Genomic DNA, 24,912 nt, shown 5'->3' with positions numbered 1-24,912 from the left:
GGGAATAGGTATGCCGATCAACCACAACAAAATGGAGCGCATCATCACTCTCCTTTACCGCCTGCTGCTACCTTGTGCGCGTGGGCGCTGACACGGCCCGCAGACCGGGCCAGCGCCCACGACAACGACCTTGCCTGGCTGCGTACAGTTATTTACGCGAACCCAGCAGTTTCGACAGGCCATAACCGGCTGCCGCCGCAATCAGCAAGGACACGGCCGGACGCTCGCGCACATAATCGCGGCCCGTCTCGCCAGCGCGCTGGCAGGCGGCGCCCAATTGCTTGCCGCGCGCCATCAAGGTTTCGGAAGCCTTGTTGACGGTGTCGCTGACCTGGCCGATGCGGTCGCCCACCTGGTCCACGCCGTCATGGGCGCGCGTGGCCACCTTGTCGGCCAGAGGCTGGGCCTGGCTTGCCACCTTGTCGATGGTGCGGTGCAAATCCTGGCGGGTATCCTGGACGGTGCCGTTCAAATCGGAGCTGGTTTTTTCAATCGCGTTCATGATGGTTTCCTTTAACAGTGAATAATTTCAACCATGCTCGATGCCGTGACCGAATCATGATTCTCCTCGCTTCGGGGAAAAAGAAGCGGCTAAACGCTGCCGGGCTGAGCCATATCAAACAGTGGATCAGCAGCAAGCTGTTAGCACCACCTTAACCGCCCCCGCCACGCGCCACCGTGCGCTGCCACACCTTGAGACGCAGACTTAAATGCCTGTTGGAAATAGCAATCCCCGCCGGCCTGGCGGGACGGGCGGGCAAACCATCCGTCATGCATCGTCCTGAAGATACAGCCCGCCACGCATAAATGTATGGATTTTTTCAAGGCTTCAGCCCATAATTACGAGAAGCAATACCCATACATAAAACAAAATGCCCCAATCTAAATCCATACAAAAAGAAAGCCAGGCCAGCGCGTGGATCACGCCGTTCGTGCAGCACGGCGGCCCGCGCTACCTGCAGATCGCCGACATGCTCGAGCGCGCGTTGTCCGACGGCAGCCTGCGCCCGGGTGACCGATTGCCGCCGCAGCGCCGCCTGGCCGCCCTGTACCAGGTCGACCTGACGACGGTAACGCGCGCCTACGACGAAGCCAAGCGCCGCAACCTGCTGGAGGGACATGGCGCGCGCGGCACCTATGTGGCGGCGCCGAAAGTGGAATTGACGCAGATGCTGGACCTGAGCATGAACATCCCGCCGCCGCCCGTGGGCGTGGATTTCGACGACTTGCTGAAACAGGGCGTGGCGCAAGTGCTGATGCGCACGGACAGCGATCTGTTGATGAGTTATCACCTGGGCGGCGGCGGCAAGGCCGACCGCGCGGCGGGCGCCGTCTGGCTCGCGCCCATGTTCGGCGATGTCGATGCGGAACATGTGGTGGCCTGTCCCGGCGCGCAGGCGGCGCTGGCGGCGCTGATCTTGACTCTCAGCCGGCCCGGCGACAGCATCCTGACGGAAAGCGCCGTGTACCCGGGCCTGCGCCTGGCGGCGAGCCAGCTGAACCGCAAGGCCATCGTCGTGGAAACGGATGCCGACGGCATGCTGCCCGAAGCGCTGGAAAAGGCGTGCCGCAAGCACCAGGCGCGCCTCGTGTATTTGAACCCGACCCTGCAAAACCCGACAGCGCACACCATGCCGGCCGCGCGCCGCCTGGCCATCACGGAGGTGGTGCAGCGCTGCGGCATGCACATCATCGAGGATGACCCGTACTGGCTGCTGGCGTCCGACGCACCGCCCCCGCTGGCCCATTACGCGCCCGCCCACGTGTCGTATATCGCCACCCTGTCGAAATGCCTGGCGCCGGGCCTGCGTATGGCCTACACCTTGATCGCCGAGGTGCAGCTGCGCGAACGCTTCCTGCAGGCCATGCGCTCGTTTTCCCTGATGGCCACGCCCCTGACGACGGCGCTGACGACGCAATGGATACACGACGGCTCCGCGCACGCGCTGCTGGCCGGCATACGCAGCGAAGCGGACGCGCGCCAGGACGTCATCCGCACGATGTTGACGGGCACCAGCCAGCCGCACAGCAACGGCATCCACGTATGGTATTCACTGCCCAGCTACTGGACCTCGCGCGAACTGGCCGCCACAGCCCGCGCCCAGGGCGTGGCCGTCACGGCCTCGGACGCCTTCTACGACAACCGTCCGCCGAACGCCATCCGCATTTCGCTGGGCAGCATCCGCGACCGCGCACGCCTGGCCAACGCATTAAAGAAATTATCACTGCTGCTGGCGCACAAGCCGGCGCTGCCCCGGGAGTTCGTGATTTAACGGCGCAGCCGCGCATCGAGCGAATAACGTCCCGCGCCACTGATGGCAATCGTGCCAAAGACGATGATCAGCAGCCAGCCGAACTGGCCGTCGGCGATGCTCCAGTCCGGGTGCACGAGCAGCATCGACACGCCCAGCAGGAACAGCAATGGCAGGCAGGCCAGGCGCGTCAGCAAGCCGGCGGCGACCAGCAGCGGGCAGAGGATTTCCGCGAACAGGGCGCAGTACAGGGTGACGGCGCGCCCCAGGTGCAGCGGGTCGTCGATATGCGCCAGTTCATCGGAGAAGTGCAGCAGTTTGGGCAAGCCGTGCACGTGCAGCACCAGCAGCGCGCCCGTCACGCGCGCAAACAGCAAGCCCGCATCGGGCAAGAAGGGGCCGGCCAGCGCCGCCATCCAGTGTTTCTTCATGATCGCTCCAGTGGGAAAGCCAGGCGGCGCGGCGCGCCGCTGCCAGCCATCATAGGCAGGCGGGCGCCTCGGCGCGACTGGTCTTTTGGCAGAGGCGCCGGCGCGCGCGAAGGCCTAGACTGGCCGATGCCATTACTGGCTCAGGCCGTAACTGTGGTCCCTCCCCCATCCCCGAAGGAAATGCAATATGTCGAAGAAAATCGAAGCCGAAGAAGTCACATCCCGCCGCAAGCTGCTCGTCAGCGTCGCCGGTGTCGCCGCCGGCGCCGGCCTGCTGGCCGCCGGTGGCGCCAGCGCCGCCGCCAAGCCAGCCGCCAGCACTGCAGTGGCACCGGGCAAGCTCACCGTCAACAGCGTCACCGTCAAGGACGGCACCGTCATCCACTTCAAGGACTGGGGCAGCGGCACGCCCGTCGTCTTCAGCCACGGCTGGCCATTGCAGGGCGACGCCTGGGAAGACCAGATGATGTTCCTGGCCAGCCACGGCTACCGCGTGATCGCGCACGACCGCCGCGGCCACGGCCTGTCCAGCCAGCCATGGCAGGGCAATGACATGGATACCTACGCCGACGATCTGGCCACCCTGCTCGACGCGCTCGACATCAAGGGCGCGACCCTGGTCGGCCATTCGACGGGCGGCGGCGAAGTGGCGCGCTATATCGGCCGCCATGGCGAAAAGCGCGTGGCCAAGGCCGTGCTGGTGGGCGCCGTGCCGCCGCAGATGGTCAAGTCGGAGACGAATCCCGGCGGCTTGCCGATGTCCGTCTTCGACGGCATCCGCGCCGGCGTGCTGGCCGACCGTTCGCAATTCTTCAAGGACCTGACGGTGCCGTTCTTCGGCGCCAACCGTCCCGGCAACAAGGTGTCGCAAGGCATGCGTGACACTTTCTGGCTGCAGGGCATGCAATGCGGCATCAAGAACGCCTACGATTGCATCAAGCAGTTTTCCGAGACGGACTTCACGGCCGACCTGAAGAAAATCTCCGTGCCCACCCTGGTGGTGCACGGCGGCGACGACCAGATCGTGCCGATCGACGCTTCCGGCAAGGCTGCGGCCAAGCTCATCAAGAACGCCAGGCTGGTCATCTATGAAGGCGCGCCGCACGGCTTGCCGGCCACCCACAAGGACCGCCTGAACGAAGACTTGCTGGCCTTTATCAAGTCCTGACCGTTCTGCGCTTCCCGCACCGCCGGCCCGCCCGGCGGTGCTACTCTTCCCCGCCACGCAAAAAAAAACCGCCCGCCTCCCCCATTCGTATAACTGCCTTGCCTGATGCGCCGTGCATACTTGTTGCAGCGCGGCATACGCCGCAGCGAACGACAGGAGTTCCGCGATGGCCAGCATGCATTATTTCCCTCAGAAGCAAGACCCCGGCCCGGCGCAGGCGCAGCGCATGGGCAGCATGGACGGTATGGGCGAATTTGCCGCATCGGTCGCGCACGAGGTGCGCCAGCCGCTGGCGGCCATCGCGCTCAATGCCGATGCCGCCTTGCGCTGGCTCGATCACGATCCGCCCCGCCTCGACGAGGCGCGCGCGGCGCTGGCCCTGGTCGCCAGTGCCGGCAGCCATGCCAGCGCCGTGCTGCGCAGCGTGCATGGCCTGGCCTGCAATTCGCCGGACAGCCACGGTCATTTTGTGGCCGACGACGCCGTGCAAGACCTGCTGCCGTTGTTGCGCGCGCCACTGCAACGCCACGCCATCCATCTGGAAACGCAGCTGGCGCCGGGCCGTCCGCTGCTGCATGCCGACCCGGTGCAATTCCGGCAAGTCATCCTGAACCTGCTGATGAACGCCATCGAGGCTCTGCGCGACACCGGCGGCCGGCCGCGCACGGTGCTGCTGTCTTCGCGCCTGGATGGCAGCGTGCAGCACTTCAGCATTGCCGACAATGGCGCCGGCATCGCGCCGCAGGCGGCCGACCGCCTGTACCACGCCCTGTATTCCAGCAAACCGGACGGCATGGGCATGGGCCTGGCCATCTGCCGCCGCATCCTCGACGCGCATGGCGGCCGCCTGTGGCATGCGCCCGGCGCGCCCCACGGCAGCGTCTTCCACTTCACCTTGCCAGCGCCATGAGCACAACCATGCACACGACCATGCCCCCGGCCGATCCACCGATTACCCTGCTGATCGCCGACGACCACCCGCTGATCCTGGCCGGCCTGGCCTCGCTGATCGCGTCACTGCCTGGCTTACTCCTGCTGGGCCAGGCCGGCACGGGCAGCGCCGCCGTGGAGCTGTACCGGCAACTGCGGCCCGACGTGGTGCTGATGGATTTGAACATGCCGGAAATGCATGGCGTCGAGGCGATCGAGCGCATCTGCGCCGACGACGCGCAAGCGAAGATCGTCATCCTCACCACCTACCAGGGCGAGGACAGCGTGCACCGGGCATTGCGCGCCGGCGCGCGCGGCTACCTGCTGAAGGATTCCGGTTTCCTGCAACTGACGCAGTGCATCCGCCAGGTGGCCGCCGGCAGGCACTACCTGCCGCCGGAACTGGCCGCGCAGCAGGCCGGCCGCATCGAGGCGAACCGCCTGTCGAAACGCGAGCACGACATCCTGCTGCACCTGTCAGCGGGCAAGAGCAACAAGATGATCGCGCGCAGCGCCGGCATCGAGGTGGGCACCGTCAAATTTCATGTGAATAATATTTTGACCAAGCTCAACGTATCAAGCCGCACCGAGGCGGCCACGGTGGCCGCCCGGCGCGGCTTGCTGGGCGCGTTCTAGCTGCAGGGAAGATCAGGCGGCGCTGTCGTCCTTCTGCTGCGGCTCGGCCTTGGCCAATGTCGGCTTCGCTTCCACACCGCTGATCTTCGGCACGCATTCGCTGCGCAGCCACGACACGGTGATGGCTTCTCCCGCCATCAGGCGCTTGACGCCGGGGACGATCTGTTCGCCGATCAGCATGCCCAGCAGGCCGATCAGGGCAATGGCGGGCGGCGCCGGCGAGCGCACCTGCAAGACGGCGTAGATGATGCCGACCAGCAAGCCCACGGCCAGCGAAATCACATATAACTTCATGGCGCATTCCTTTCGATGAAAAAAAACGCCGCGCGCGGTCAGGCGCGCGGCGCATGGCACGGCACTCGGCGTTTACTTGGCCGGCACCGGCGCCAGGGTGGCGTGTTCGCCATGGATGCGCTGCGGCGCCTTGTGCACCATCGTGTAGGCGTAGTCGACGCCCATGCCGTAGGCGCCCGAATGTTCGCGCACGATGGCCATGACGGCGTCATAGGTTTCCTTGTGCGCCCAGTCGCGCTGCCATTCCAGCAGCACCTGCTGCCACGTCACGGGCACCACGCCGGCCTGGATCATGCGCTGCATGGCGTAATCGTGCGCTTCCTTCGAAGTGCCGCCTGAAGCGTCGGCCACCATGTAGATTTCGTAGTCGCCTTCGAGCATCGCGCACAGGGCGAAGCTGTTGTTGCACACTTCCGTCCACAGGCCCGAAACGACGACTTTCTTCTTGCCGTTGGCGGCCAGCGCATCGCGCACCTTCTGGTCATCCCACGAGTTCATCGAGCTGCGCTCGAGGATATCCTTGCCGGGGAAGACGTCCAGCAGTTCCGGATAGGTATGGCCGGAGAAACTTTCCGTTTCGACGGTGGTGATGATGGTGGGGATGTTGAATACCTTGGCGGCCTTGGCCAGGCCCACGGTATTGTTTTTCAGCGCTTGCCGGTCCATCGACTGCACGCCGAACGCCATCTGCGGCTGCTGGTCGATGAAGATGATCTGGCAATTATCGGGGGTGAGGACTTCCAGTTTCGGATTGGTCATGATGTCATCCATGAAGAAAGGGTTGAGTGGGTACTGCCGTGCATCGTATGCCTGGCGGCGTGCCCGCACCACTATCTAAATATAGGCTGGCATGCAGGCTGCCTCCGGGAAATGCCCCCTGCAGGAGGGCGGGCGCTGCGGTAAAATACCTTTTGCTCACCATGCTCCGACGACTCTTGATCGATAACTCCTCTTTGCCAGGCAACATCATGCGCAGCGATACGGCGCCGATACGCGTCCTCATTGCCGACGACCACCAGTTACTGCTCGACGGCATCGCGGCCCTGCTGCGCGCTTTTCCCGGCGTGGCGCTGGTGGGCCAGGCCACCGATGGCCAGCAGGCAGTGCAGCAGTTTGACGCGCTGCAGCCCGATGTCACACTGATGGATTTGCAGATGCCGCGCATGAACGGCCTTGACGCCATCGGCGCCATCCGCGCACGCCATCCGCAGGCGCGCATCATCGTGCTGACCACCTACAAGGGCGACACGCAGGTGCTGCGCGCCATCCGCGCGGGCGCATGTGGCTATGTGCTGAAAAGCGCGCTGCGCCACGAATTGCTGGCGGCGATACAGAACGTGCACGCGGGGCGGCGCCACATCACGCCCGAGATCGAGGCGGAACTGGCGCTGTATGCCTGCAGCGACGTGCTGTCGAACCGCGAACTGGACGTGCTCAAGCAGGTTGCGCAAGGCAATTCCAACCGCGAGACGGGCGCCCTGCTGCAAATCAAGGAAGAAACCGTCAAGGCGCACATGAGCACCATCCTGGCCAAGCTGGGCGCCCGGGACCGCACGCACGCCGTCACCATCGCGCTACGGCGCGGCATCCTTGACGCCTGAGCGGCGCCAGCGCTGCCACCAGCGGCCCAGCGGGCCGTGCGCCAGCGGCCAGGCGCGGTGCGCCGGCACCCGCAGGCGCCACTGCGTGCCGCCCCCATCGCGCCCGCCCACAGTCAGGCGCGCGCCAAGTTTCACCGCGCGCTCGCGCATGCCGGGCATGCCCCAGTGTCCGGGAATCTGCCCGTTCGCCGCGACCACCGGCGGCAAGCCCTGGCCATCGTCGCGCACGAGCAGTTCAATGCCTCCGCACGCATAGCGCACCGCCACCTCGACCACCTGCGCGCGCGCATGCTGGAAGGCATTGCGCAGCGCTTCGCTGGCGATGCGGTAGATTTCATGCGCCGCACGCGCATGCAGCATGCGCGCCTCGCCTTCCTCCGCATAGCGGAACACGATGCCGTGCTGCGCCGCCAGACGCTCGCCTTCGCGCCGCAGGATGGCGCTCCAGCGCGCGCCCGCATCGTCGCCCGCGCGCAGGTCGTGCACATGGTCGCGTCCCTCGCCCAGCATGCGGTCGGCGTCGTCGAGCGCGCGCAGCATGGCGGCGCGCGCGGGATCATCCTCGGCGATGGCCATGCTGGCATTGTGAAAGTGCAGGATCATCGCCTGCGTGCCCTGCAGCAAGGTATCGTGCAGCTCGCGCGCGATGCGCTCGCGCTCGGCCTGCTGCGCCTCCATCCGCGCCTGCAGGCGCGCGGCGTGCTGGCGCAGCCGCCAGCGGCAAGCGCCGTATGCGGCCGCCAGCAGCAGCGCCGCGCACAGGCTGCGGAACCACCAGGTCTGGTAAAAGGCCGGCAGCACGCGGAACGGCAGTTGCGCCACCGTGCTGGCCACGCCGTCGCCATTCGCCGCGATTACTTCGAAGCGGTAGCTGCCCGGCCCCAGGCCCGTGTACTGCGCCAGGCGCCGGCCGCCCGCCTGCTGCCACTGTGTATCGTAGCCGTCGAGCCGGTAGCGGAACTGCAAACGCTCCGGCGTGCCCAGACTGGCGGCGTTGTAATGGAATTGCACGTCGCGCGTGCCTGCCGCCAGCTGCAGGCCGGCGCTTGCGGGCGGATCGATGCGCCGGCCGTCGGCTAGCAGCGCGCCGATTTCCACGCGTGGCGCCGGCAAGGGAGCAAGCGTCTGGCGCGGATCGATCCAGAACGTCGCGCTCTGGCGCGAAAACCAGATATTGCCATCGTCCGCTTCGGCAACCGAGCGGTTGTGCAGCATGCTGATGCTGCCGTTCAAGCCATCGACGGCGTCGTACGAGGTGGCGCGCATGGCATGGGCGGCGTCGCGCAGCGCCAGGTACACTTCCGCGGCGGGAATGTGCGCGGCGCCGCTGCCGTGATTGAGCCACAGGCTGCCGTCTCGCGCGCGCAGCAGGCCCACCACGCCCTCGGTGGCGCTGGCCGGCTCGCTGCGCAGGGTGACGAAGCGGCCACCGCGCCACAGGGCCACGCCACGCTGCCCGCCCGCCCACACCTGCCCGCGGTATTCGATCAGCATGGGAATCTTGCCCAGGTCCAGGCCCTGCGCGGGACCGAAGGTATGCAGCCGCCCCCGTTCCAGCATGGCGACGCTGCCATCGGCATACGATAGCCACAGGCGCCCGGCCGCGTCGGCCAGCAGCGCCAGCGGCACTTTCGCGCCGCCATCGGGCAGCAGCGGTTCGCGCCGCCAGGCCCCGTCGCGATACTGGAAAACGCCGGCGCCGCTGAACACGCCCCAGATGCTGCCATCGGGCGCGAGCACGCCGGCGCGCATGCGCTTGACCGCTGCCGCGCCGGATGGATAGGCGATCGTGCGCAGTACGCGCCCATCCTCGCCGGCCAGCTGCAGCAGGCCAGCGCGGGCCGCCACCCACAGGCTCCCCGGCGCTTCCAGGATGGCGCTGATGGGCCCCAGGCGCGGCGCGCGCAGCACCGTGCCGTCGGCCCGCGCCAGCAGCAGCGGCCCCAGGACGTCATCGCGCGACAGCCACATCGCGCCTGCTGCTCCGGCCAGCATTTCCTGGGTACGGAACACTTCGGCCACGCCGGACGCGGCACGCGTACGCAGGACCACGGGCGCGGCCTGACGGAAACGGTCCAGGCCTCCGTACGTGGCAACCCAGACATTGCCTTCATTGTCGTCGCACATGGAGCCGACGAGGACATTGCTCAAGCCATCGCGCGGCAGGAACGATTCCGTGTCGCTGCTGATGCCCAGCTGTCCCGGCACCAGCGCGCCGCTGCTGCGCGTGCGGTGCAAGCCGTACTGGCTGTCGAACCACAAGGTGCCCGCGCGATCGACCAGCATGCTGCCGCTGGTGCCGCTCGTATCGCGGTAAATCCACCGATGATCGAGCTGCTCGTAGCGTTCCAGCGACTCGATGATGCGGATGCCGCGCATCTCCAGCAAATAAATGCGACCGTCGGGTCCCTGCTGCGGCGGCGCGCGCAGGTCAAGCCGGCCGATGGGCGGCGCGAAGCGCGACTGCGTCGCCTGCCACATGAACAGGCCGTTTTCACTGAACACGGCGATGCGGCCATCGCGGTCGGCAAACACGGCGGACGCCTTTTGCGCCGTGTAGCCCTGCGCCGGTCCCATCGCCTGCCAGCGCCGGCCATCGAAGCGCGAGATGCCGGACACGCCGGCCGCCCACACGGCGCCGTCACCGCCGATGGCAAAGCCCCAGATGGCGCCCGCCTGCACGCCCTGCGCTTCGGCGTAATTGCGCACCACGCCATCCTTGACGTGGCTGATGCCGCCCACTTGCCAGCCTATCCACATGCCGCCGTCGGCGGCGCGCTTGAGCGCCAGCGCCACCGTGTCGGGAAAGCTGCCCTGGCGCGCGCGCACGGGCTCGAAACGCAGGCCGTCGAAACGGCGCACGCCTGCATGCGTGCCCAGCCACAGGAAACCGTCATTGCCCTGTGCCATGACGATGATATCGTCGGGCGCGCCGTCACTGGCCGTCCAGCGCGTGTGCTGCAGCTGATGGATGCCGCGTGCGGCATCGATGGCCAGCCCGCAAGGACTGGCCAGCATGAACATCAGCCACAGCAGGAAGGCGCGCATGGCGGCTGTCAGGGCACGGGCACGGCGGTCCGACCGCTACGCTGCTCCACGACGATCAGGCCGCCCAGCAGCACCAGCGGCACGGCCAGCGCCGCGAAACCGAAGACCAGGTAGCCAAAGCCGGCAGCGATGGCGCCCAGCGCAAAGGCCAGCAGCGGCCAGAAGAACTTGCCGCAGCGGGCGCGCGTGCCCTCGTCGGCCGCGCCGCGCAGCACGTCGACGGTGTCGAGCACGATCTGCGTCACGTTCCCCGTCATCATGGAGGTCGGCGCCAGGTGCGCCAGCAGCAGACGGCTGGTGGCGCTGTGCACGCCCATGGCGGCCGTGCCCAGCAAGCCGGCGAACATCGCCAGCGTGCCCACTTCCTTGCCGACCGGCTCGGCCAGGATGCCGAACACCATGAAACCGGCCAGCAAGATCCATTGCAGCAGGAAGGCCAGCGTCAGCGCCGGACCGCCGCGGCGCTCGATGGCCAGCACCATCAGGCGCGTGACGACGATACCCGCGATAAAGGCGGGAAAAGCGAGGATTTTCAGCAGGATGGGGATGCGCGTCGGTTCGGCCAGGGCCGCGCCGATCAGCACGAAGTTGCCCGTGACATGGGCCGTAAACAGGCCGAAGAGGGCGATAAAGCCCAGCGTATCGACATACCCGGCCAAAAAGCCCAGGCTGGTGCCGTATAAACGGCTATGTGGTGGCTGATCCATCGAATGACTCCCGATACCGTGCAATGCACTAAAAAACGAAAAACGCGCCAGGGAAGCGCCCCGGCGCCGCTGCCTGCATGGTAAGCCATGCGGCCGGCCGCCGCCCCCGCCATTCGGCCAGTGCGCGACGCGCCACCTGATCTTTTGGCCCGTGTTCAAGCGCGGGACGTCCGCTACACTGGCCGACGTGACTTTCGCGCCGCGCACGCCGGCCCCCTCCCCCCTGCACCGCAACCATGGAGCTGCACCATGCCAGAACACACCCTCCCCGCCGCCGCACCCTTGATCCTGCTCAATGGCTGCTTCCATACCGTCGATAAAAGCTGCCCGCAAGCGAGCGCCGTGGCCATCGCCGATGGCAAATTCCTCGCCGTGGGCGATCTTGAAGACGTCATGCGCCACCGCGCGCCCGACAGCCGCGTGATCGACCTGGGTGGCCGCACGGTCATTCCCGGCCTGAACGACTCGCACCTGCACCTGATCCGCGGCGGCTTGAACTACAACCTGGAATTGCGCTGGGAAGGCGTGCCTTCGCTGGCCGACGCCCTGCGCATGCTCAAGGAGCAAGCCTTGCGCACGCCGAATCCACAATGGGTGCGCGTGGTGGGCGGCTGGAACGAATTCCAGTTCGCGGAAAAGCGCATGCCGACCCTCGATGAAATCAACGCGGCCGCGCCCGACACTCCTGTCTTCATCCTGCACCTGTATGACCGCGCCCTGCTGAACCGCGCCGCCCTGCGCGTGGTCGGCTACGACAAGAACACACCGAACCCGCCGGGCGGCGAAATCGTGCGCGACGCTGCCGGCAACCCCACGGGCATGCTGATAGCCCGTCCAAACGCCATGATCTTATATGCGACCCTGGCCAAGGGTCCGACCCTGCCGCGAGACTTGCAAGTCAATTCCACGCGCCAGTTCATGCGCGAACTCAATCGCCTCGGCCTGACCAGCGCCATCGACGCGGGCGGCGGCTTCCAGAATTATCCGGAAGACTACGCGGTGGTCGAGGAACTGGCGCAAAAAGAGCAGCTGACGATACGCATCGCCTACAACCTGTTCACGCAAAACAAGGGCCGCGAACTGGAGGATTTTGAAAAATGGACGGAGATGGTCACGCCGGGCCAGGGCGATGATTACTACCGCCATAACGGCGCCGGCGAAATGCTGGTGTTTTCCGCCGCCGACTTCGAGGATTTCCTCGAACCGCGCCCGGACCTGGCACCCGGCATGGACGACGAACTGGAAAAGGTCGTGCGCCACCTGGTGTCCAAACGCTGGCCCTTCCGCCTGCACGCCACCTATGACGAATCGATCGACCGCATGCTGACGGTCTTTGAAAAGGTCAACCGCGACATTCCGTTCGACGGCCTGCACTGGATGTTCGACCACTGCGAAACCATCACGCCGAAAAACATCGACCGGGTCAAGGCGCTGGGAGGCGGCATCGCCATCCAGCACCGCATGGCTTTCCAGGGCGAGTACTTTGTCGACCGCTACGGTGCCGAAGCAGCCAAGGCCACGCCGCCGATCGCGCGCATGCTTGCCTCGGGCGTGCCGGTAGGCGGCGGCACCGACGCCACCAGGGTCGCCAGCTACAACCCGTGGACGGCGCTGTACTGGCTGGTGTCGGGCCGCACCGTGGGCGGCTTGCGCCTGTACGACGCGGGCAGCCGTTTGTCGCGCGACACGGCGCTGGAACTGTGGACGGCGGGCAGCGCCTGGTTCTCCAGCGAGCAAGGCAAGAAGGGCCGCATCCAGGAAGGCATGCTGGCCGACCTGGCCGTGCTGAGCGCGGATTTTTTCAGCATAGCTGAAGAGGCGATCAAGTCCATCGAATCGGTGCTCACCATCGTCGGCGGCAAGATCGTCTACGGCCAGGCGGAATTTTCCAATCTGGCGCCGCCTCCTATCCCCGTATTGCCGGACTGGTCGCCCGTGAAAAACGTGGCCGGCCACTACCGGTCCGCGCCGCCGCAAACGGCCAGCGTGATGCAACAGCACCAGTGCCAGGGCGCCTGCGGCGTGCACGCCCACGCCCATGACGTGGCGCGCAAGAGTTCCGTGCCCGTCTCCAGCCACTCCGGCTTCTGGGGCGCGCTGGGGTGCAGCTGCTTTGCGTTCTGAGGCCATGCTGACGCGATTGCCCCTGCTGGCGACCGGCGCAATCGCGCTGGCGGCTGCCCTGCCCGCCGCGGCACAGGACAATGTGCAGCTGTACGGCCGCCTGAACGTGGCGCTCGAAGCGCTGCACTCGTCCGCCAGCGGCGACAGCGTGCAGCGCGTGTCCAACAACCGCTCGGTACTCGGTTTTCGCGGCAGCGAAGACCTGGGCGGCGGCTGGCAGGCGCTGTTCCAGGTCGAGGGCACCTTGTCGCCCGATACGGGCGCAGGATCAATCGCCGCGCGCGACACGCGCGTCGGTATTGCCGGGCCGTGGGGTACGCTCTTTGCCGGCAACTGGACCCTGCCCTACAACAGCGCCACGTCCGCGCTCGACCCGTTCTACCCCACCACGGCCGGCTACATGAGCCTGATGGGCAACGGCGCGGGCGCCACCGAAAGCAATACCAGCAACACGTATTCCTTCGACCGGCGCCAGCAGAACAGCGTGCATTACTGGACGCCGCAGTGGCAGGGCTGGTCGCTGCGCGTGGCGCGCGGCATGGGGGAAGAGCGGCCCGCCAGCGGCGCGCGGCCAGCCCTGGCGTCGGCCGCCCTGCTTTATGACGATGGCACCCTGTACGCCACCCTGGCGCATGAGGCACACCACGACTATCAGGGACCCGGTCTCTCCGACCGTGGCAGCAAGCTGGCCCTGGCCTGGCGCGTCGACAGCGCCACGCAGCTGGCTGTGGTGCTGGAAAGCCTGCGCTACGCCACGGCCACGGGCCAGCTGCACCGCCGCACGGTGTATGTCTCCGCCACGCGCCAGTTCGGCCGCCACGGCCTGCGCTTCGGCCTGGCGCATGCCCAAAGCGCCAGCGGCAGCGCGCTGGAAAGCATCGGCACCGTGCGTGCGGGAGCGGATACGGGCGCCACCCACGCCACCGCCGGCTACGACTACCAGCTGTCGAAACGCCGCAGCCTGTATGCCTACTACACGCGCCTGGCCAACGGCCGCCACGGCATCGCCGACTTTGCCATCAACAGCCTGGGACACGAAACAGGCAGGGCGGGCGCCACCATGTCGGGCGTGGCGCTGGGGATCAGGCACAACTTCTGAGCGACGCTCAGTCCCAGCAGACCGACAGCACGGTATAGCCCTGTGACGGGTCAGGAGCGTTGTCGGGCTTGCCGTAAGGCCAGCCGGGGATGACGCCGTCGGCTTCCATGCCGGCGATCCAGCGCTCCACCTCGTCCTGGCGTGCGGACGTGAAGATATGCACGTTTTCCGCAGGCGGAAAACGTTTCGCGTCCACGTCCGCCTCGCCATAGTCGCACCAATCCTGGTGCAAGCCGACCAGCACCTTTTCCACGTCCGGCCTGGCGGCGATCTCGCGGAACCTTTCATACAACTGCGCAATCGGCGGGCGGCCATAGCCCCACTGGTTCGGCGCGATCGACTCTTCGTCGGTATTGCCTGCAAAGTAGAGATCGAGATCAATCACGGGTGGCGCATCGCCATCGTAGGCGTCGAGCGAGGCCAGGTACTGGGACAGTTTTTCGGGCATGGGTAGAGTTCCGCTGATGTGAAAGCCAATACAATATTGTAGCCTGCGGACGTATATGCCGGCGGAGCACCGCGCCTGGGTTCGAGCTCGCGGCCGGCTTCCAATACAGATTGGTCCCGTCAGCCATGGCGCTGAAATCAGGACGACAAAAAACCCGCTGACTTTTGCAAGCAAGCGGGTTTTCTGATGAAACTTGGTGCCGTTGGCCGGAATCGAACTGGCGACCTTCACATTACGAATGTGCTGCTCTACCAACTGAGCTACAACGGCGAAGACCCACATTCTACAAACAATGCACAAAATTTGCTAGTGTCAACGCGAACTTTTTTGCATTTTTTTAGCGGCCCGGCTGCGGGCCGCTAAAAATCGTGGAAAAGTGCGGCTTTTTACTCCGCGTGGTAGGCGGTCACGCGGGCCACTTCGTCTTTCGAGCCGAGGAAGACGGGCACGCGCTGGTGCAGCTTGTGCGGAGCGATGTCCATGATGCGATGCTGGCCGTCGGTGGCTGCGCCGCCGGCTTGCTCGACGATGAAGGCCATCGGATTCGCTTCGTACATCAGACGCAGCTTGCCCGGCATCGACGTGTCGCGCAGGTCGGCCGGGTACATGAAGATGCCGCCGCGGTTCAGGATGCGGTGCACGTCGGCCACCATCGAAGCGATCCAGCGCATATTGAAGTTGGTGCCGCGCGGGCCCGTGTCGCCGGCCAGCAGTTCATCGACATAGCGTTTCACGGGCGGATGCCAGTGGCGCGCGTTCGACATGTTGATGGCGAATTCCTTCGTCGTCGGCGGAATCTGCATATTGCTTTGCGTGAGGACCCACGAACCCATCTCGCGGTCCAGGGTGAAGCAGTTCACGCCATTGCCGAAGGTCAGTACCAGCATGGTTTGCGGGCCGTACACGGCATAGCCGGCCGCCACTTGCTTGCTGCCCGCCTGCATGAAGTCCTGCTCGGTCGGCTGACCCATGCCGTCCGGCGCCTTGAGTACCGAGAAGATGGTGCCGATCGACACGTTGACATCGATGTTCGACGAGCCATCCAATGGATCGAACAGCAGCATGTATTCGCCCTTCGGATAGCGGTTCGGGATCGGGTGGATCGATTCCATCTCTTCCGACGCCATGGCCGCCAGGTGGCCGCCCCATTCATTCGCTTCGAGCAGTATCTCGTTGGAGATGATGTCGAGTTTCTTCTGTACTTCGCCCTGCACGTTTTCCGTGTCGGCCGTGCCCAGCACTTCACCGAGCGCGCCCTTGCCGACAGCGTGGCTGATGGTTTTGCAAGCGCGCGCGACGACTTCGATCAGCAGGCGCAGTTCGGCCGGAATGCTGTTGTTCGAGCGCTGCTCTTCAACCAGGTATTGCGTAAGACTGATGCGTTTCATGAAATCCCTCTGTTTTGATGATTATTGCGGTGTTAATTGGCCAATGCCTTGCTGACGACTTCCATCACGTCATTCGACAGGCTGGCCTGGCCGGCGACTTTTTCCAGCGCCTCGCGCATGTGGCTTTGCAGCGCGGGCACGTAACGGCGCCAGCGGTCCATGGAGCGCGCCAGGCGGGCCGCCACTTGCGGGTTCAGGGCATCGAGCGCGATGACTTGTTCGGCCCAAAAGGCATAGCCGCTGCCGTCAGCCGCATGGAATTGCGACGGATTGGCGTTGGTGAAATTGAAGATCAGGCTGCGCGCGCGGTTCGGGTTTTTCAGGGTGAAGGCCGGATGCGTCATCAGCTGACGCACGGCTTGCACATCGGTCGTTGGCGCGGCCGCCTGCATGGCGAACCACTTGTCGACCACCAGCGCCTCGTTCTCGAAATCGCCATAGAAGCTGGCCAGGGCCGCCTGCGCATGCGGCTGCGAGCCGGAATGAATCAGCGCCGCCAGCGCCGCGGCGCGGTCCGTCATGTTGCCGGCATTGTCGAACTGCAGCCGCGCCAGGTCCAGCTCCGCCGCTGCGGGCGCAATCAGCAGATACGACAGGGCCAGGTTCTTCAGCGCGCGCTTGCCGGCCGACAGGGCGTCCGGGCTGTACTCGCCCGGCGTTTGGTTGGCGTGGTATTGCGCCAGCAGCTCAGGTTTCAGCGCGGCAGCGATGGTGCGGCGCATGAACTGGCGCGCCGCATGGATCGCCTGCGGGTCGACTTGCGCCAGGCGCTCGGCGATGATGGTTTCCGACGGCAGGATCAGGGCCAGCTCGCGGAAGGCAGGATCGAGCGTTTCATCTGCCAGCAAGGCGCGCTGCGCTTCGATGAAGGTGTCGTCCAGCGCCAGCGCTTCGCCTGCGGCGACGGCGCCGGTCAGTTTCAGCAGGCGCTCCATGGCCAGGCGCTGGCCCGCTTCCCAGCGGTTCACGGGATCGCTGTCGTGGCGGAACAGGTGCAGCAGTTCGGCGTCGGTATAGCCGTATTCGAGCACCACGGGCGCTGAAAAGTCGCGCAGCAGCGACGGCACGGGAGCTTGCGTCACCTGCGTGAAGCGGAAAGTCTGCGACGCTTGCGTCAATTCCAGCACGACGCTGGTGGCGCCGTTCGATGCCACGCCATCCACATACAGCGGCAGGTCGCCGCCATCGGCAGCCAGCAGGCCGACGGTGACGGGAATGTGGAACGGCAGTTTTTTCGGCTGGCCCGGCGTGGCGGGGCAGCTTTGCGCCAGGGTCAGCTCGAACGTCTGGCTGGCGGCATCGTAGCGCGTGGAGGCGGTAACGATGGGCGTGCCGGCCTGGCTGTACCAGCGCTCGAACTGGCTGAAGTCGCGGCCATTCGCATCGGCCATGGCGGCGCGGAAGTCGTCGCACTGGACGGCCTGGCCATCGTGGCGCTCGAAATACAGGTCCATGCCCTTGCGGAAGCCGTCGCGGCCCACGAGGGTCTGGTACATGCGCACCACTTCGGCGCCCTTTTCGTAGATCGTGACCGTATAAAAGTTATTGATCTCGACGAAGGAATCGGGACGCACGGGATGGGCCATCGGGCCCGCGTCTTCAGGGAACTGCGCCTGGCGCAGGGTGCGCACCTGGTCGATGCGCGTGACGGCGCGGCCCGTATCCGTGCCGATCATGTCGGCCGAGAATTCCTGGTCGCGGAACACCGTCAAGCCTTCCTTCAGCGACAGCTGGAACCAGTCGCGGCACGTCACGCGGTTGCCGGTCCAGTTATGGAAGTATTCATGGCCCACCACCGCTTCGATGCCCGCGTAATCGACGTCGGTCGCCACGCGCGCATTGGCCAGCACATACTTGGTATTGAAGATGTTCAAGCCCTTGTTTTCCATGGCGCCCATGTTGAAGTCGCCCACGGCGACGATCATGAAGCGGTCCAGGTCCAGTTCCAGGCCGAAGCGCTCCTCGTCCCAGCGGATCGAGTTTTTCAGCGACTGCATGGCGTAGTCGGTTTTATCGAGGTTGCCGTCTTCCACCCACACTTGCAGCAGCACTTCGCGGCCCGACTTCAAGGTGTAGCGCTCTTCCTGGCACACCAGGCGCGCGGCGACCAGGGCGAACAGGTAGGACGGCTTCTTGAACGGGTCTTCCCACTTGGCGTAATGGCGGCCGTCACCGAGGTCGCCCTCTTCGATCAGGTTGCCGTTCGATAGCAGTACCGGATATTGCTCCTTGTCGGCGCGCAGCATGACCGTGTACTTGGCCATCACGTCCGGGCGGTCCGGGAAGAAGGTGATGCGGCGGAAGCCTTCCGCTTCGCACTGCGTAAAGAAATTATGGTTCGACACGTACAGGCCGGACAGCGAGGTATTGTCCTGCGGCGCCAGCACGGTTTCGATATCGAGCGTAACATCGTCCGGTGCCTTGGGAATGGTCAGCACGCTGGCCGTCAGCTTGTACTGCGACGGCTTGAGCAGCTTGCCGTTCAGGCGGACTTGCACCAGTTCAATATGTTCGCCGTGCAATTCGATGCTGCGGCTGGTGCTAGCCGGGTTGTGGCGCATGCGGATCCGGCTCGCCACCACTGTGCGGGCGGGATCGAGATCGAAACCAAGTTCGACGCTGTCGACCAGGAAGCTGGGCGGCGTGTAATCTTTGCGGTAAATCGTCTGAGGGCTGTCTGTGCGCATAGGGATTTGGGTGGGAGCGGAGGCAAAAGCCTATTTTACCAACACCAGCCCCCGATAGTCGTGATTCAGGCCAGGATTGTTGGATTCCCTTACACGCCGACATGCTCGGTAACATTCTGTAATAATGAATAGAAACAAATAGAACTATTCTTATAATACTAAGCGATGAATTGTGTCTACTATCAGGAGGTCATGCAATGAAACGTTATCTCACCATCATGATGGCCGCATTGACCGTGTTGCTGACCGGATGCGCCACCACCATACGCAGCGATGTCACCGTCTTCCATGAATGGCCTGCGCAATTGCAGGACAAATCGTATGCGTTTGAAGCGCCAGCGGCGGAAAACGACACGCTGGAATACCGCAGCTACCAGAACCTGGTGCGCGCGGAACTGGCCAAGCACGGCTTCGGCGAAGCTTCCGGCCCGGCGGCAGCCAATTTGCGCGTGGCGATGCAGTTTTCCACCGTCGACTATCCTGAGCGCGTGCTGCAGGCGTCCGATCCATTCTGGTATGGCCCCGGCTACTGGCCTGGCCGCTACGGCTACCGCTACGGCGCATGGCCAGGCTATGGCCGCTTTGGCTATAACCCCTACTGGTATGGTCCGATGGACATGGAAGAAAGCGTGCGCCATAAATACGAACGCGAATTGCGCGTGACGATCAATGACCGCAACGGCAAGAAACTGTATGACGTGACCGTGCAATCGACCAGCAACAAGCGCGCCACGTCGCAGGTGATGCCGGCCATGGTGGCCAGCGCCTTTGCCGACTTCCCCGGACAAAGCGGCGTGCCCCGCAAGGTGGAAGTCAAGGTGGAATAATTACGTGGCAATACAAAAAACCGGCTGGTGCAGCGATGCGCAAGCCGGTTTTTTTTATGCCTACGAATAATACGCCTCTGCCGCAAAAGTGAGCGCGCCGATCAGGGCCACGGCCAATAACAGCACGATCAGCAGGCGGCCGAACTTCGGCGTGCCGTCATTGCCGCCGCTCATGGCACGATGATGGTAGAACCGGTCGTCTTGCGCCCTTCCAGGTCCGCGTGCGCCTGGGCGATATGGGCCAGGCTGTAGCGCTGGTTGATCTCGATCTGCACTTCGCCGCTGCTGACGACGCCGAACAGCGAGGTGGCCATTTCTTCCAGGTTCGCACGGTTCGAGGCATAGCTGAACAGGGCCGGGCGCGTGAGGAACAGCGAGCCGCGCGACGCCAGTTCACTGAGGGTGAAGGCCGGCACGGGACCGGACGCGTTGCCGAAGCTGACCATCATGCCCAGCGGCGCCAGGCAGTCGAGCGAACCCGTAAACGTATCCTTGCCGATGGAATCGTACACCACGGAGACGCCCTTGCCGCCCGTGATCTCGCGCACGCGCTCGACGAAGTTTTCCGTGTTGTAGTTGATGACGTGAGCGGCGCCATGCGCCTTGGCCAGCGCCGCCTTTTCATCGGAACCGGCCGTGCCGATCAGGTTCACGCCCAGCACTTTCGCCCACTGGCAGGCGATCAGGCCCACGCCGCCCGCGGCCGCGTGGAACAGGATGGTATCGCCCGCCTTCAGGGCCACCGTGCGGTGGAACAGGTATTGCACCGTCAAGCCTTGCAGCATCATGGCGGCGGCCGTATCGAAAGCGATGCGCTCGGGCAACACCAGCAGCAGGGCCGCCGGCAAGTTGCGCTGCTGCGCATACGCGCCATTGATGCGCGCCGCATACGCCACCCGGTCGCCGATTTTCACTTCCGTGACGCCCTCGCCCACTGCCTCGACGATGCCCGCGCCCTCGACACCGAGGCCATTGGGCAGCGGCTGCGGGTATAGGCCAGTGCGGAAATACACGTCGATGAAATTGAGGCCAATGGCCTCATGCTTCACGCGCGCCTCGCCGGGGCCGGGCGGCGGCAGTTCCACGTCCACATATTCCATCACTTCCGGGCCGCCCACGCGCTGCACGCGGATGGCCTTGGTGGTAATCGTTGCACTCACAATATGCTCCTTGAAGAAGAATCGGGAAAAACGTCAGGCGGCCGCGTTGGCCCGCGCCTGCAACTGCGACAGCACCAGGTGCGCCGATGACAGATTCGTCGCGCACGCCACGTTGTGCACGTCGCAGGCGCGCACCAGGGCGTTGATGTCCGGCTCGTGCGGCTGCGGCGTCATCGGGTCGCGCAGGAAAATCACGCAATCGATCAAGCCTTCCACCAGCAGCGAGCCGATCTGCAAGTCGCCGCCGAACGGACCGGAATGCTTGCGTTCGACCGCCAGGCCCAGCTCGTTGATCAGGCGGCCGCCCGTGGTGCCCGTGGCCGACAGTTCGCAACCCTTCAAAAAGTCCAGGTATTCGCCCGCCAGGGTAATCATGTCATCTTTTTTCTTGTCGTGGGCAATCAGGGCGATACGTGTTTTCATGGTGAGGACCATTTCAGTGGGTGGAGGAATTATTTCTTTTTCGACAGCAAGTAGATACCGGCCAAGACCAGGCTGGTGCCAGCCAGTTGCCAATTGGTGATCGGCTCATCGAGAATCATGGCGCCCAGGAACAGGGTCGACACGGGACCGATCATGCCCGCTTGCGAGGCGACGGGCGCTCCGATGCGCTCGACGGCGATCATCGTCATGAAGACGGGCATCACCGTGCAAAAGATGCCGTTCAGCAAAGACAAGCCATACACGGGCATGGGCTGGATCAGCAGCTCGACGGGACGCAGGATGAAGAATTGAAAGATGCAGGCAAAGCTGGCCACGCACATCGCATAGCTAACCAGGCGCATCGAGCCGATGCGCTTGACCAGTTCACCCGAGCCCAGCAGATACACGGCATACGCGCAAGCCGAACCCAGCACGAGAGTCGACCCCAGCGCCACATTGCTGGCGCCGCCCTGCAAGTCGTGCACGAACACCAGCACGATGCCGCAGTAGGACGTGAACAGTGCCAGCCACTGCAGGCGGCTGATGCGCTGCTTGAAGTACACGGTGGTAATCAGCAGTACGAAGGTGGGCGTAAGGAACAAAATCAGCCGCTCCAGGCCCACGGAAATGTATTGCAGGCCCAGAAAATCCAGATAGCTGGACAGGTAGTAGCCGACGAGGCCCAGCCCGACGAGGCGCCAGCGGTCGCTGTTTGATAGCGGCGGCTCCGTGCGCATCTGCCAGTACGCGATGACGGCGAATACGGGCAGCGAAAAAATCATCCTGAAGGCGATCAGGGTGACGGCGTCGATCTGGTAACGGTACAGCAGCTTGGCGACGATGGCCTTGGTGGAAAACAGCACCGCCCCGCCCACGGCGATGGCCAGGCCACCGAGGTAGACGGAACGGGGAAGCGAGGGAGGAGATGCTTGCGGGGAACTGGAGCTCATCTCCAGATTGTAAGGCAAAAGCGACAGGCGGCTGATAAGCCCGACGGCAAAAACCGGGGTCGGACCCTGAGGGTCTGACCCCAGCCCTTGCTTTGGGCTTGAAGTTTAATAAATAATTTTAAGACACCACCACCGCCGCCGCGCCCGCCGTCACGGTCGCCGTCGTCACCCGCGCAATCACATTGCCTGGTGCCGCCGTGCCGATCAATTTATTTACCTGCTTGAACTGCGCCACCAGCTTGCCCGGCGTCAAAGTAACCACCGTGTAGCCCTGCGCATCCGTATTCAAATGCTTGATCCACGGGTTGTTGCCCAGGCCGGACAATTGCTGCGCCAGGCCCAGCAGGGTCGCGCTGAAGTCAGTGCTCGCTTTCAAGCCGGCCTGCACGGCAGCTACCGTGGCATCGAGCTGCGCCTCCGGCACGCCCTTGGCGGCCAGGGCGCCGCGCAGCTGCACGCGCAATTGCTCCAGCAGGCTGTCGATGGTGGGCGCCGCCTTGCCCATGGTGTAGTCGAGCAGGTTGACGTCGAGATTCACCGTGCCCAGGCCCGTGACGGGAATGGCCAGCGGATAGCTGACGAGGGTGCCGATATCGCCCATGCTGCCGGCGGCCGATTTCAGGTAGCTGAAGAAGGAATCGGAGCTGACGCCGGCCGACACCAGGTCCACCATGACGCGAGTGCCGCCGCCTGCGGCGTCGAAATCGTCGCTGACCGTGCCCGCAAAAAACGAGTGGATATCGCCGGTAATCGCCACCACGTTGCCGATGGCATTGGTTTTCAGGTGCGCCATCAAATTCTTGCGCTCGCTGTTGTAGCCATCCCACTGGTCGCAATTGAGCAGGAAGCGCGTGAAGAATGGCGCCAGCGCCGCTTGCTGGCCGGAAGCGGCGACAAAGCTTGACGCAGCGCCCTTGGCCTGCACGTCAGGCTTGATCCAGCCGAAGGCGATCACTTGCGCGGCGGCGGCCGGCGAAGCGCTGTTGTAGGCGGCTACCGTGATGCCGGCCTGGGCCGCGCTCAAGCCGGCGCCCACGGCAGCGGCGCCCTGCGCGCCGGCATTGGCCGGCGCAGCGGCAATCGCCATGGCCGCCGCTTGCGCCACGGTCGATGAGGCGCCCGCCGTCGAGGCCCCCACGATGGCGCAGGCCAGCGGCACGTTGCCGCCCACCAATGGCAGGGTGCTGGCGATGGCCTTGCCCACGTTCGCCATGGCGCTCAGGGCCAGCAAGGTGGCGATCGCATCCGTGCCATTCAAGCCCATGCGCAGCAATGACACTTCATTGCCCCACAGCTTCCAGGTAGAGGTCGCTGCCTTCATCTTGCTTTTCCACCAGTCGCGCTGGGTCGTGCCCAGCATGCCGACGGCAGCCAGCGGGTCGGCGCCGGCCTTGGTGGCGGCGGCCATCTTCTGCCCTTCCACGCTGTCGAACAGCGCTTGCGGCACCAGGTAGCGGCTGCCGATGCTGCCCAGCGGCTTGCCCGTGGCAGGATTGATGGTCGACTCGGCGATCGCATGGTCGGCGCGGTACAGGCGCTCGTCCGTCATCACCAGCTGCATCAGTTTGCCAAACTGGAAATCGCGGTAGATCTGGATGTTCTGGAACGTTGTCGCGGCGGCATCGAACGTGACGTCGGCCGGCATGTATTCGAACCACGCCTGGTTGGCGCTGCGGCGGCGGGCCGGCTGGTGCAAATCGCTGCCGTCGGCGGCCACGATGCCCTCGTAGGTGGACGCGTCCTGCCAGGCGTCGTCCGTGAATTCGTGATCATCCCAGATGGCGATGAAGGCAAAACGTTCGTGCACGGCTTGCAGGCGCGCATCGGTGCGGTATTTCTTGTACAGGTAGCGGTAATCGGCCACGGTGGTGGCATATTTCGCGCCGGACGTGCCGCTTTTATACGTGCCGTCCGGCAGTTTCAGCTGGTCGTGGCGGCTTTCCACGGCGCCGCTCTGGAAGGCCTCGCCCACCGTTTCATAGATGTAATCGCCCAGGTGGACGATGAAATCCAGGCTTTCGTTGGCGGCGATGTGCGACAGCGCGCCCCAGTGGTTGATGCTCCAGTCCTGGCACGTCAGGTAGGCGAACTGCAGCTGCGGCACGTCGGCCGTGGCGGCGGGCGCCGTCTTGAAGCGGCCCACGTTCGAGCGCACGTCGCCGGCGATGAACTGGTAAAAATACACCTGGCCCGGCTGCAAGCCCGTCACCTTGTGGCGCAGGGTATTGTCGAAATCGGCTTTCAGCGGCAGCTTGGCATCGACGATGGGCGTGCCCGCCAGGGCCGTATTGCCGCCCAGGGCGGCCGTATTGTCGCTGGCGCTGACGATCAGGCGTACGGCGACCTCGTCCTTGCCGGCAACGGCGGGCGCGACGGCATCAAAACTGGCGGGCACGACGCGCGTCCACAGCATGGCGCTGTCGGCGCGCGGGTCGCCCGAGGCCACGCTTTGCGGGAATTTCCAGTCGCTGCCCGAGGCCAGCGGCACGCCAGGATCGCTGTAATCGGTGCTGCCGCAGGCGGCGAGGCCGGCGGTCGCCACGGAGACCGTGATAAAGCCGCCCAATTTCAGAAATTGCCGCCTATCCATTTGACTTGCCATGATGTCGCGCCCTTAATCTTGATTATTGGAGTGGTGGGATGATGCATAACATGAAAGCGCGTCACTTTAACAACAAAATGTGTCCGCTTGATGACCGGGCCATGCCGCTTTGCGGGGGGCCGATATGCTAAAATGTC

21 protein-coding genes and 1 tRNA gene are annotated in these 24,912 nt (G+C 64.7%); 8 read left to right on the top strand and 14 right to left on the bottom strand.

The window, feature by feature from the left end; genetic code table 11:
* Positions 1-148: 148 nt before the first annotated feature.
* Positions 149-502, bottom strand: a complete 354-nt coding sequence (locus tag BLT98_RS12625) for an ElaB/YgaM/YqjD family protein (RefSeq protein ID WP_070254489.1) — start codon at positions 500-502, stop codon at positions 149-151.
* A 370-nt stretch (positions 503-872) separates the two neighbouring features.
* Between BLT98_RS12625 and BLT98_RS12620 the strand changes: the two genes are divergently transcribed.
* Positions 873-2,273, top strand: coding sequence for an aminotransferase-like domain-containing protein (locus BLT98_RS12620; RefSeq protein ID WP_092608163.1), 1,401 nt, complete (start codon positions 873-875; stop codon positions 2,271-2,273).
* Here BLT98_RS12620 and BLT98_RS12615 read toward each other — a convergent pair.
* Complete coding sequence (locus BLT98_RS12615; protein WP_205412594.1) at positions 2,270-2,683, bottom strand: DoxX family protein; 414 nt, start codon at positions 2,681-2,683, stop codon at positions 2,270-2,272. The genes BLT98_RS12620 and BLT98_RS12615 overlap by 4 nt on opposite strands.
* Before the next feature lie 187 nt (positions 2,684-2,870).
* Between BLT98_RS12615 and BLT98_RS12610 the strand changes: the two genes are divergently transcribed.
* From BLT98_RS12610 to BLT98_RS12600, 3 genes are all read left to right on the top strand, one after another.
* Entirely contained in the window at positions 2,871-3,851 is a 981-nt protein-coding gene (locus BLT98_RS12610; RefSeq protein ID WP_092608160.1) for an alpha/beta fold hydrolase, read from the top strand.
* A 166-nt stretch (positions 3,852-4,017) separates the two neighbouring features.
* Complete coding sequence (locus tag BLT98_RS12605) at positions 4,018-4,761, top strand: sensor histidine kinase (RefSeq protein ID WP_092608154.1); 744 nt, start codon at positions 4,018-4,020, stop codon at positions 4,759-4,761.
* Positions 4,758-5,417: a response regulator gene (locus tag BLT98_RS12600; RefSeq protein WP_225317412.1), complete on the top strand. Its 660-nt coding sequence runs from the start codon at positions 4,758-4,760 to the stop codon at positions 5,415-5,417. The genes BLT98_RS12605 and BLT98_RS12600 overlap by 4 nt, the downstream gene beginning before the upstream one ends.
* 12 nt (positions 5,418-5,429) lie before the next feature.
* Here BLT98_RS12600 and BLT98_RS12595 read toward each other — a convergent pair whose 3' ends face one another.
* A complete protein-coding gene (locus BLT98_RS12595) occupies positions 5,430-5,711 on the bottom strand; it encodes a XapX domain-containing protein (RefSeq protein ID WP_034786497.1) in 282 nt (93 codons plus the stop codon).
* 72 nt (positions 5,712-5,783) lie between these two features.
* Positions 5,784-6,470: a hydrolase gene (locus tag BLT98_RS12590; RefSeq protein ID WP_070281851.1), complete on the bottom strand. Its 687-nt coding sequence runs from the start codon at positions 6,468-6,470 to the stop codon at positions 5,784-5,786.
* A gap of 209 nt (positions 6,471-6,679) precedes the next feature.
* Here BLT98_RS12590 and BLT98_RS12585 point away from each other — a divergent pair, with 209 nt between their 5' ends.
* A complete protein-coding gene (locus tag BLT98_RS12585; RefSeq protein WP_034786496.1) occupies positions 6,680-7,312 on the top strand; it encodes a response regulator transcription factor in 633 nt (210 codons plus the stop codon).
* Here BLT98_RS12585 and BLT98_RS12580 read toward each other — a convergent pair.
* Both BLT98_RS12580 and BLT98_RS12575 read right to left on the bottom strand, forming a co-directional pair.
* Positions 7,286-10,360 carry a sensor histidine kinase gene (locus tag BLT98_RS12580; protein ID WP_092608151.1) on the bottom strand — a complete coding sequence of 1,025 codons (3,075 nt, stop codon included), beginning with the start codon at positions 10,358-10,360 and terminating at the stop codon, positions 7,286-7,288. The two genes, BLT98_RS12585 and BLT98_RS12580, sit on opposite strands and share 27 nt — an antisense overlap.
* Positions 10,361-10,368: 8 nt before the next feature.
* Positions 10,369-11,067, bottom strand: a complete 699-nt coding sequence (locus BLT98_RS12575) for a YoaK family protein (protein WP_092608148.1) — start codon at positions 11,065-11,067, stop codon at positions 10,369-10,371.
* Between the two features lie 249 nt (positions 11,068-11,316).
* Between BLT98_RS12575 and BLT98_RS12570 the strand changes: the two genes are divergently transcribed.
* Both BLT98_RS12570 and BLT98_RS12565 read left to right on the top strand, forming a co-directional pair.
* Positions 11,317-13,191 carry an amidohydrolase gene (locus tag BLT98_RS12570; protein ID WP_092608146.1) on the top strand — a complete coding sequence of 625 codons (1,875 nt, stop codon included), beginning with the start codon at positions 11,317-11,319 and terminating at the stop codon, positions 13,189-13,191.
* A 4-nt stretch (positions 13,192-13,195) separates the two neighbouring features.
* Positions 13,196-14,290 carry a porin gene (locus BLT98_RS12565; RefSeq protein ID WP_092608143.1) on the top strand — a complete coding sequence of 365 codons (1,095 nt, stop codon included), beginning with the start codon at positions 13,196-13,198 and terminating at the stop codon, positions 14,288-14,290.
* A 7-nt stretch (positions 14,291-14,297) separates the two neighbouring features.
* Here BLT98_RS12565 and BLT98_RS12560 read toward each other — a convergent pair whose 3' ends face one another.
* From BLT98_RS12560 to pepN, 4 genes are all read right to left on the bottom strand, one after another.
* Positions 14,298-14,738: a hypothetical protein gene (locus tag BLT98_RS12560; protein ID WP_034786491.1), complete on the bottom strand. Its 441-nt coding sequence runs from the start codon at positions 14,736-14,738 to the stop codon at positions 14,298-14,300.
* A 194-nt stretch (positions 14,739-14,932) separates the two neighbouring features.
* A tRNA-Thr gene (locus tag BLT98_RS12555) sits at positions 14,933-15,008 on the bottom strand.
* 116 nt (positions 15,009-15,124) lie between these two features.
* A complete protein-coding gene (locus tag BLT98_RS12550) occupies positions 15,125-16,126 on the bottom strand; it encodes a class 1 fructose-bisphosphatase (protein WP_092608140.1) in 1,002 nt (333 codons plus the stop codon).
* Between the two features lie 32 nt (positions 16,127-16,158).
* Positions 16,159-18,813, bottom strand: coding sequence for an aminopeptidase N (gene pepN / locus BLT98_RS12545; protein WP_092608137.1), 2,655 nt, complete (start codon positions 18,811-18,813; stop codon positions 16,159-16,161).
* A 197-nt stretch (positions 18,814-19,010) separates the two neighbouring features.
* On the opposite strand from pepN, the gene BLT98_RS12540 reads away from it, so the two are divergent.
* Entirely contained in the window at positions 19,011-19,640 is a 630-nt protein-coding gene (locus BLT98_RS12540) for a DUF4136 domain-containing protein (protein ID WP_092608134.1), read from the top strand.
* A 170-nt stretch (positions 19,641-19,810) separates the two neighbouring features.
* Here the strand turns inward: BLT98_RS12540 and BLT98_RS12535 are convergent, their stop codons facing one another.
* The 4 genes from BLT98_RS12535 to BLT98_RS12520 form a co-directional block, all read right to left on the bottom strand.
* Positions 19,811-20,740 carry a quinone oxidoreductase family protein gene (locus BLT98_RS12535; RefSeq protein ID WP_244517489.1) on the bottom strand — a complete coding sequence of 310 codons (930 nt, stop codon included), beginning with the start codon at positions 20,738-20,740 and terminating at the stop codon, positions 19,811-19,813.
* A gap of 93 nt (positions 20,741-20,833) precedes the next feature.
* Positions 20,834-21,223 carry a methylglyoxal synthase gene (locus tag BLT98_RS12530; protein WP_092608131.1) on the bottom strand — a complete coding sequence of 130 codons (390 nt, stop codon included), beginning with the start codon at positions 21,221-21,223 and terminating at the stop codon, positions 20,834-20,836.
* Positions 21,224-21,252: 29 nt separating this feature from the next.
* Positions 21,253-22,173, bottom strand: coding sequence for a DMT family transporter (locus BLT98_RS12525; protein WP_092608128.1), 921 nt, complete (start codon positions 22,171-22,173; stop codon positions 21,253-21,255).
* 118 nt (positions 22,174-22,291) lie between these two features.
* The gene (locus tag BLT98_RS12520; protein ID WP_092608125.1) at positions 22,292-24,763 is read right to left on the bottom strand and encodes an alkaline phosphatase D family protein; all 2,472 of its coding nucleotides are present in this window, start codon (positions 24,761-24,763) and stop codon (positions 22,292-22,294) included.
* Between the last annotated feature and the right edge of the window lie 149 nt (positions 24,764-24,912).

Source organism: Janthinobacterium sp. YR213, from assembly GCF_900099875.1.
Lineage (GTDB): Bacteria > Pseudomonadota > Gammaproteobacteria > Burkholderiales > Burkholderiaceae_D > Janthinobacterium > Janthinobacterium lividum.
The sequence above is the reverse complement of the archived record's forward strand: the minus strand, read 5'-3'. Positions and strand labels throughout refer to the sequence as shown.